This is a genomic window from Pseudomaricurvus alkylphenolicus (assembly GCF_011683955.1).
Lineage (GTDB): Bacteria > Pseudomonadota > Gammaproteobacteria > Pseudomonadales > Cellvibrionaceae > Pseudomaricurvus > Pseudomaricurvus alkylphenolicus.
In genome coordinates this window covers 1-6,610 of record NZ_JAAQPI010000045.1, presented here as the reverse complement: position 1 = coordinate 6,610, position 6,610 = coordinate 1, and the positions used below count along the sequence as shown (strand labels likewise).

Annotated in this window: 5 protein-coding genes and 1 pseudogene; all 6 read right to left on the bottom strand. The window is 49.7% G+C overall.

Features of this window, described 5'->3' with window-relative positions:
• Positions 1-375: 375 nt before the first annotated feature.
• The 6 genes and pseudogenes from HBA55_RS36960 to HBA55_RS36940 all read right to left on the bottom strand — a co-directional run bounded on the left by HBA55_RS36960 (position 376) and on the right by HBA55_RS36940 (position 6,023).
• A complete protein-coding gene (locus HBA55_RS36960; RefSeq protein ID WP_167001232.1) occupies positions 376-1,221 on the bottom strand; it encodes a VOC family protein in 846 nt (281 codons plus the stop codon).
• 1 nt (position 1,222) lies between these two features.
• Positions 1,223-2,515: an ArgE/DapE family deacylase gene (locus HBA55_RS36955; RefSeq protein ID WP_167001226.1), complete on the bottom strand. Its 1,293-nt coding sequence runs from the start codon at positions 2,513-2,515 to the stop codon at positions 1,223-1,225.
• A gap of 20 nt (positions 2,516-2,535) precedes the next feature.
• Positions 2,536-3,822 (bottom strand): aspartate aminotransferase family protein, encoded by a 1,287-nt coding sequence (locus tag HBA55_RS36950; RefSeq protein ID WP_167001224.1) that lies wholly within the window; start codon positions 3,820-3,822, stop codon positions 2,536-2,538.
• 243 nt (positions 3,823-4,065) lie between these two features.
• Complete coding sequence (locus HBA55_RS36945; protein ID WP_167001222.1) at positions 4,066-4,953, bottom strand: LysR family transcriptional regulator; 888 nt, start codon at positions 4,951-4,953, stop codon at positions 4,066-4,068.
• Between the two features lie 333 nt (positions 4,954-5,286).
• Positions 5,287-5,490, bottom strand: a pseudogene (locus HBA55_RS38350) (IS3 family transposase); the annotation flags it as partial.
• Between the two features lie 203 nt (positions 5,491-5,693).
• Entirely contained in the window at positions 5,694-6,023 is a 330-nt protein-coding gene (locus HBA55_RS36940; RefSeq protein WP_167001220.1) for a transposase, read from the bottom strand.
• Positions 6,024-6,610: the final 587 nt, after the last annotated feature.

The window sequence follows — 6,610 nt, the reverse complement described above, 5'->3', positions numbered from 1 at the left end:
TGGTGGCAACAGCTTCTTAAGTACCGCTTCTTTCCTTTCTGGTGAATAGTGTTTCACTCATTCCTCATCAGCCCCCTGTTCAAGTTTTCAACAATTTAGGGGGTGACATCTATCCTGACACAGGGGGGGACAGATGCACTGAGTCGAAGGTGACGAATAAAAATTAAAGAGATTCTATGAAAACTATTCAATTTTTTACGGAAAATAATTCATAAATCTTACAAACTTCAAGTTGAATTAACTTGAAGTTTAAATTATTTATTTCTGGGAAAGTAGTAAAGGTGCCTTAGGTTTAAGTCATAAAAAACCGCTGAGGAGCGGTTTTTTATGGGGCAAACTGATCTGTAGCAGTGTGGAGTTTCTTAGTAAAACGACTCAGGGCTGCTGACTGAACTCCAATAACGGTTGGCCCGGTACAGCGTCGATGAAGATCCCCGCCTTGCTCTCGCGATAGGTGATACCCCCATTAGCGAAAAACGCTTTTGTTGTCGCAAGATCCGCTACTTCCATGCCGATAACATAAACATCTGGCAAATGTGCAGGCAACTGGCCGTAGCGCGCTTTCGCCTCATCTGCCTCCATTGCTGTGAGAGTTGTGCCAGTCAATTGCCACTGGGCGTTTGTTGTTGAGGCGGTATTGGGAGCGGCACCGTAGAATGCACTAAACGACTTTACAGCATCTTCCAGTGCTCCGTTGGGTGTGACATACGTGAGCGAGCGCAGGGCGACTGTACCATTAGCATGAGATGTCAGCTCCGGGTGCTGGTATTCACGAGTGTGTTCGTAATTTACAGCGCCCATAAGCAGGTTCAAACCGGCATCGATTGACATGGCACCTTGAATCGTCTGCGCAGGAATGCCTTCGCGTGCCTCCATCGGCAAGACAAAGGATTGAATGAATGTCTCGATTTTATCGAGGTCTGCGAGAAAGCCTGGGTAATCCCGGCAACCATTCATGATTAACGCTGCCCCCTCACCCTGCAAATAATCATACATGGGCGAGTCTTGAGTCGCATGGGACAGCTCGAGATAGTTGGCGCATTCGTCGGTAGAGGCGGGAAAGCTGACAGTGGCCGACCCACCCTCACCGTTACCACCCATATCGGCATGGTAGCGGGCATCACGGACTGTGAAGCCCAGGGTTTGATAGTGTTTTACTGCCTCACTTAAGGGGCGGCAACGAATCATTACGTGATCTATATCGATGATTGCGGGGTGCATGTTAGTCTTCTCCTTTGTCTATTCCGCACCAACTGGCGGCAAACAAGGCAATGGCTTTCGTTACCTGTCGCAGTGACTCTAGCTCAACACACTCATCGATGCCGTGAATGCGCTGGGCTTTGGGACCATACATCAAGGCTGGGGTTTTGGCGTAATTACCAAAGAAGCGACAGTCGCTGCCAGCAGGAGATACAATTGGTTGTAGCGGGATTTCTGACGTTTGCTCATGGGCTGCAATCAGACAGTCGCGGAAGTCATCACAGGGCTGGAGAACGTATCCTTCTGCCATCAATCCCGGGTAAGAGACTACTGGGGGAGTGTCGGTAAGACCCAGCTCTTCTGCGGCTTTAGCAACTTCCCGTTCAATCTCAAGCTTGGCATCTTCCAGGCTCTGGCCAGGAAGTACACCACAGCGGAATTCAAAGTTACAGCGTGAAGGAACACTCGAAGGCCAATCGCCGCCATTGATGGTACCTATAACAAAATTCACCGGATTGATCTCGGCAGTTAAAGGCGGGTATTCCGCTGATCGCGCGTTCCAGCGATCCTTCAATAGTTTCACTCTATCCCAAATCTTGTAAGCGGCTTCAATGGCATTGTGACCAGTTTCAAGCATAGCCCCAGCATGCGCAGGTATACCGTCTACCTGAACGCCGACCCACATGATCCCCACTTGCGCCAGGGGTAAGTAGCCATGGGCGGGCTCGCTGATCAGTACGGCATCGGCCTTGCCACCTGCAGCGACACAGGCCAATGCTCCGTGACCCGTGCACTCTTCTTCGATGACCGATTGCAAGCGGATATCGCCTTGAAGGGAAACTCCGGCTTTGTTAAGAGCGCGCACAGCATAAACATTTGCCGCCAGCCCCGCTTTCATATCCCCGCTACCACGACCATAAAGCCAACCATCCTTCACATAGGGGTCGAAGGGCGCGCGGGTCCAGCGATCGCTAGTCTCCGCCGGCACTACATCGATATGGCCGTTGAGCACCAAAGAGCGACCGCCACCGCTGCCCGCTTTGTGTCCAAGCACGTTGTAGGAGCCCTCAACTACTGCAGCGGTACGAGGTGCTTCCGGTACGCTATTCAAGAGCTCCTCGGTAACCTGTTGTCGCATAGGGTTCAGGTTAGCTTCCGCCAAGTTGGCGTACATTACTTCCTGAGCCCCCTGTTCTTTACCCCAGAGCGAAGGCTCACGAACAAGATTACTCAGAAATTCAACTTGTGCATCAAACGCTTTATCAACCTCAGCTAAAATACGGCTTTCGATTTCTTGATCAAGTCCTGTACTCATTATGCTACTCCGCTAATTCCTTAGTTGGAAATCTCGTCTAAGACCCTGTCGGCTACGGCCATGGTTTCTTCCCGATGCTCGTCCGTATGGGCCAGGGTTACATTCCAGCGTTTCAAAGGGTTGCAGGACGTAATCTGGCCTGCTGCCATCATTGCACTGCGGAAAGCGGTATCCATTGCAGCGTCGTTTCCGAGTAAGTCCTCATAGGAATGCTTCTCACCTTTGAAGAATTCCAACAGCCAGACTGATCCGTACCCGGCCGACTGGGCTTTCAGGTCGTATTTGGCGACTAGTCGATCGAGGTCTTCCCGGTAACGGGCACCTAGCCCGTAGAGTTTGTCATAGGCGCCAGGGGCTTCCAGCTGCTCAATGGTCGCCAGTGCCGCTGCTGCCATTACCGGATGACCGTTATAGGTGCCAGCCAGGAATACGTTGCCATTGGGCTTGGAGCGGAAGTGAGACATCAGTTCTTCTTTCCCAACTAATGCCGCAATAGGGTAGCCATTTCCCATCGCCTTACCAAAGGCTGCTAGGTGCGGCGTTACACCGGTTATTGCCTGATAGCCACCAAGGGAATGACGGAAGCCTGCGATGACCTCATCGAAGATTAATACCGCACCGTTGCGCTCACAAATAGCTTTCAGTTGTTGCAAAAACTCAGTAGTTGCAGGCAGGCTACCTACATTATGTAGTACCGTCTCAATAATAACCGCTGCAATCTCTTCGCCTTGCTCGGAGAAGATAGCTTCCATCATGGCTGTATCGTTGTAGCGGGCCACAATCGTGTCCTGCAACACGCTTGGGTGCATGCCGGCAGAAAGAGGGTCCTGGTGTCCCACCAGCTCGGCGCTACTGCCCACGTTCAGGGCCACCGCGTCGTGCCAGCCGTGGTAGGCCCCCTGGAATTTAACAATCTTGCGTCGACCAGTTGCTGCGCGCGCGAGGCGAAGGGCGTGAAAAGTCGCCTCGGATCCACTGTTACAGAACGCCACCTGGTCGGCACTGGGGATAATCTGCACCAGTTTTTCCGCTAATTCTACTTCGAGGTCTGTGCCCCCTAGACCAATCAGGCCGATCTTGCTTGCAGCATCGGCCACGCGGTCGGCAATTTGCTCGTCGGCGTGACCGATAATGGTCGCACCAAAGGCGCAGTTGTAGTCGATATAGCGTTTGCCGTCCACATCCCAAAGTTCCGCTCCCTGAGCTCGCTCAAAGTAAATAGGGGCGGTCTGTAACCGGTTTACACTGGCAACACCGTCAGGCATGACCTTTCGGGCTTGATCAAGAATCTTCTGGGTGGTGTTCATCGATTGACTCCGACTGATAAAATTTAGGTTATCCTATTGTTGAGAGTGCTGTCTGTCTAATATCAATTTGGCTTTAAGTGATAGTCTATTGTTATCGTTTGGGGGCGTGGATAGGCTAGGAGGGGAGAAAAGCCCGATTAAGAGGGCTCGTTTCAATATCTGATTTTTTGCAGCGCTGTCTTTCGATAAGTCTGTAGACTGATGTTGTGTAGTATATAAATGCTGCTCAAGCGTTGGGTCGGATTAATTGTGGAGCAGATACTCCTTGAACTGTAAAGATGCGGGGTTTAGCGCGTTTTTTCTCCATATTAATGCTGTTTGAACATACATTTCATTGTCTTTAAAAGGAATTGCTGCAACGTCATCCCGACCGGCAGACAATGAGTTATCAGTGACTACCGAACAGCCCACCCCAGAGGCTACCAGATTAGAAATCATGGCAGTTGGGTAGATTCCCTGTCGAAAGGTCAGATCGGGTCTTACCGAGCCAAGAGCGCGCATCACCTGGACATAAAATCCGCTTTCGGGGCGTAATGCCCCAACAATCACCTCTCTGCCTTTGATGTCCTGTGGTTTGACGCTTTTACGTTTTGCCAGCGGGTCATCAGATGCAACCAAAAGCTTGAGGGGCATATGTTCCAGTGGTGCGCTCTCTAGGTCTGTCAGGTGCGGTGGTAGTGGCGGCATCACGCAAGCAATGTCCAGCTCTCCTCGCGCGACTTGTTCTGCGATGGTGGGGCTGTAATCTTGAGCTAGGTGCATTTGAACTTGGGGGTTGTTCTTTAGGAAAGAAGCGATCTTGTCCGGCAGCCATCCGTATTGATTGTCGTCGGTATACCCCAGGCGGACTTCCCCTGCTCTGCCGGAGCTGAGGTCCGATACTACGGCCATGGCATCCTGAGTACGGAACAGAATGTCTTTGGCTCGCTCCACTAGTTCAACCCCTTCGGGAGTGGGCTTCATGCCTCGGGTAAGGCGTATAAACAGTTTAACGTTTAGTTCCGATTCCAGTTCATGTACCGCGCGGGTTAATGATGGCTGGGATATGTGAAGCCGTGTTGCTGCAGAGCGCATAGAGCCCTCTTCGGCGATGGCGATAATCATCTCGAGTTGACGAAGTGAAATTCTCATATATTAACTTATACCTTAAAGCTATCACAGACCCTTCAACCGATAGTAAGCAATAGTTTATATGTTGTCTGTATCATGGGGCAACTACCTTGTATATATAGAAAGATATTTCGGTACGTTGCAAATGGCCTGTTGCTGCGAGCTATCCGTGTTCGGTGTGGTTAGGGATTTTGTCGTAAAGTTAATTTCTGTCTGAGATTTTGATTGGATGGTCTAACTTCCTAATTCGCCATGTAATAGTATACTTCTGCGGAATTTTTCGGCGCTCCCGTACGTTTTTTCGTTTGAGATTTCTTTATCATTCGTATCGACTCGATTCCGGCGAAAGTGCGTTGAATAAAGATCCATTACCGTACCTAGGTTCAGCCACCCTTCATGGGGTTTGATATAGGTGATATCCGTTACCCACGCCTGATTAGGTTGTATTGGGTTAAACTGCCAGCTCAACACAATTAGGTGTTCAGCATGCTGCTCGCCGTTTCGGGGCCTAGGCTTACGATAGCCAAATTGAGCCTCAAGGCCTGCAAGCCCCATCAATCTATGTTCTCGATTAACTCCGTAGTGTTCACTAGAAGCCCTGAGGTCTCGGTGAATCTTGCGATACCCATAGGCATTCCAGGCTCTAGCCAATACTATTTAACTAGCCCTGTCAGACGCTCATCTTCCTTGTGGCGTGCAGATTTAGGACTGTTCCTCTAGGTATGGTGCCCACTAGGATGAACATCCAGCATGCGACACAGCTACGTACTGACTGGCTGCCGTGAAGTTCTCGAATAAAGGCGTACCTTACTCGGAGTGGCTTGCATAGTACGCCACGGCTTTTTTAATGGGTCACGCTCTTCTTCAGTTCGTCGAAGCTGGGCACGCAATTTTAAAATTTTGCCCTTTGCTTCCAGTAATTCAGACTTATCCTCGTCTGATTTCTCCGGCTTAACTCGTTTTACCCATTTGTAAAGACTATGTGCAGAAACGCCCAACCGTGCTGAGACTTCATCTATAGAAAGTCCATTCTCCTGGACCTGGCGCACCGCCTCGTCTTTAAATTCAGGTGAATATCGTTGATTGCTCATTCCATTCCCTCCTGCGCTCATCGAATAGCTCGAATTCTTCTACAATGCCGGGGGAAGTCCAAGAATAGTGCGAACTTGTCTACGATACTGGGGGACGTTCAATATCTAACTGAAAGGTGTCTAAGAAACTAGTGGCGATTCAATGGTCTTTCCTGTCTACTTGTAGTCAAAATTGAAGAGAAGGCACAATTCCCCTCGACTAGTTTCTCAACAAATGAGGCTAGTCGAGGGAGGGCAGCACTCTACTATTTTTCAGGAGAGTAGAGTTAAGTTTTCAGATGTATATATTCTCGAGAATGGATTGCTTTACGTTACTAGCTTGTATTTAACGGATCGGTTATTTTTTGTAGTTCACTTCCAGTTCATTACTTATTGGTTTTTTCGCAAGCTCGTAGTCGGGATTATAGGTAGCCAGGTTGTGAACACCTATAGCTGCACCTGCCAGCCAGCCGCCAATAACCCGCCGAGAACGCTGTCACTATTAATTGCGGCAACAGGTAGCAGTTGCTCCAGAAGAAAGTCTGAAGTCAATCTTTTTCCTTCCGTTTTGAAGGCCAATTGCGCAAAAACTCAAACTTAAGCTTCTC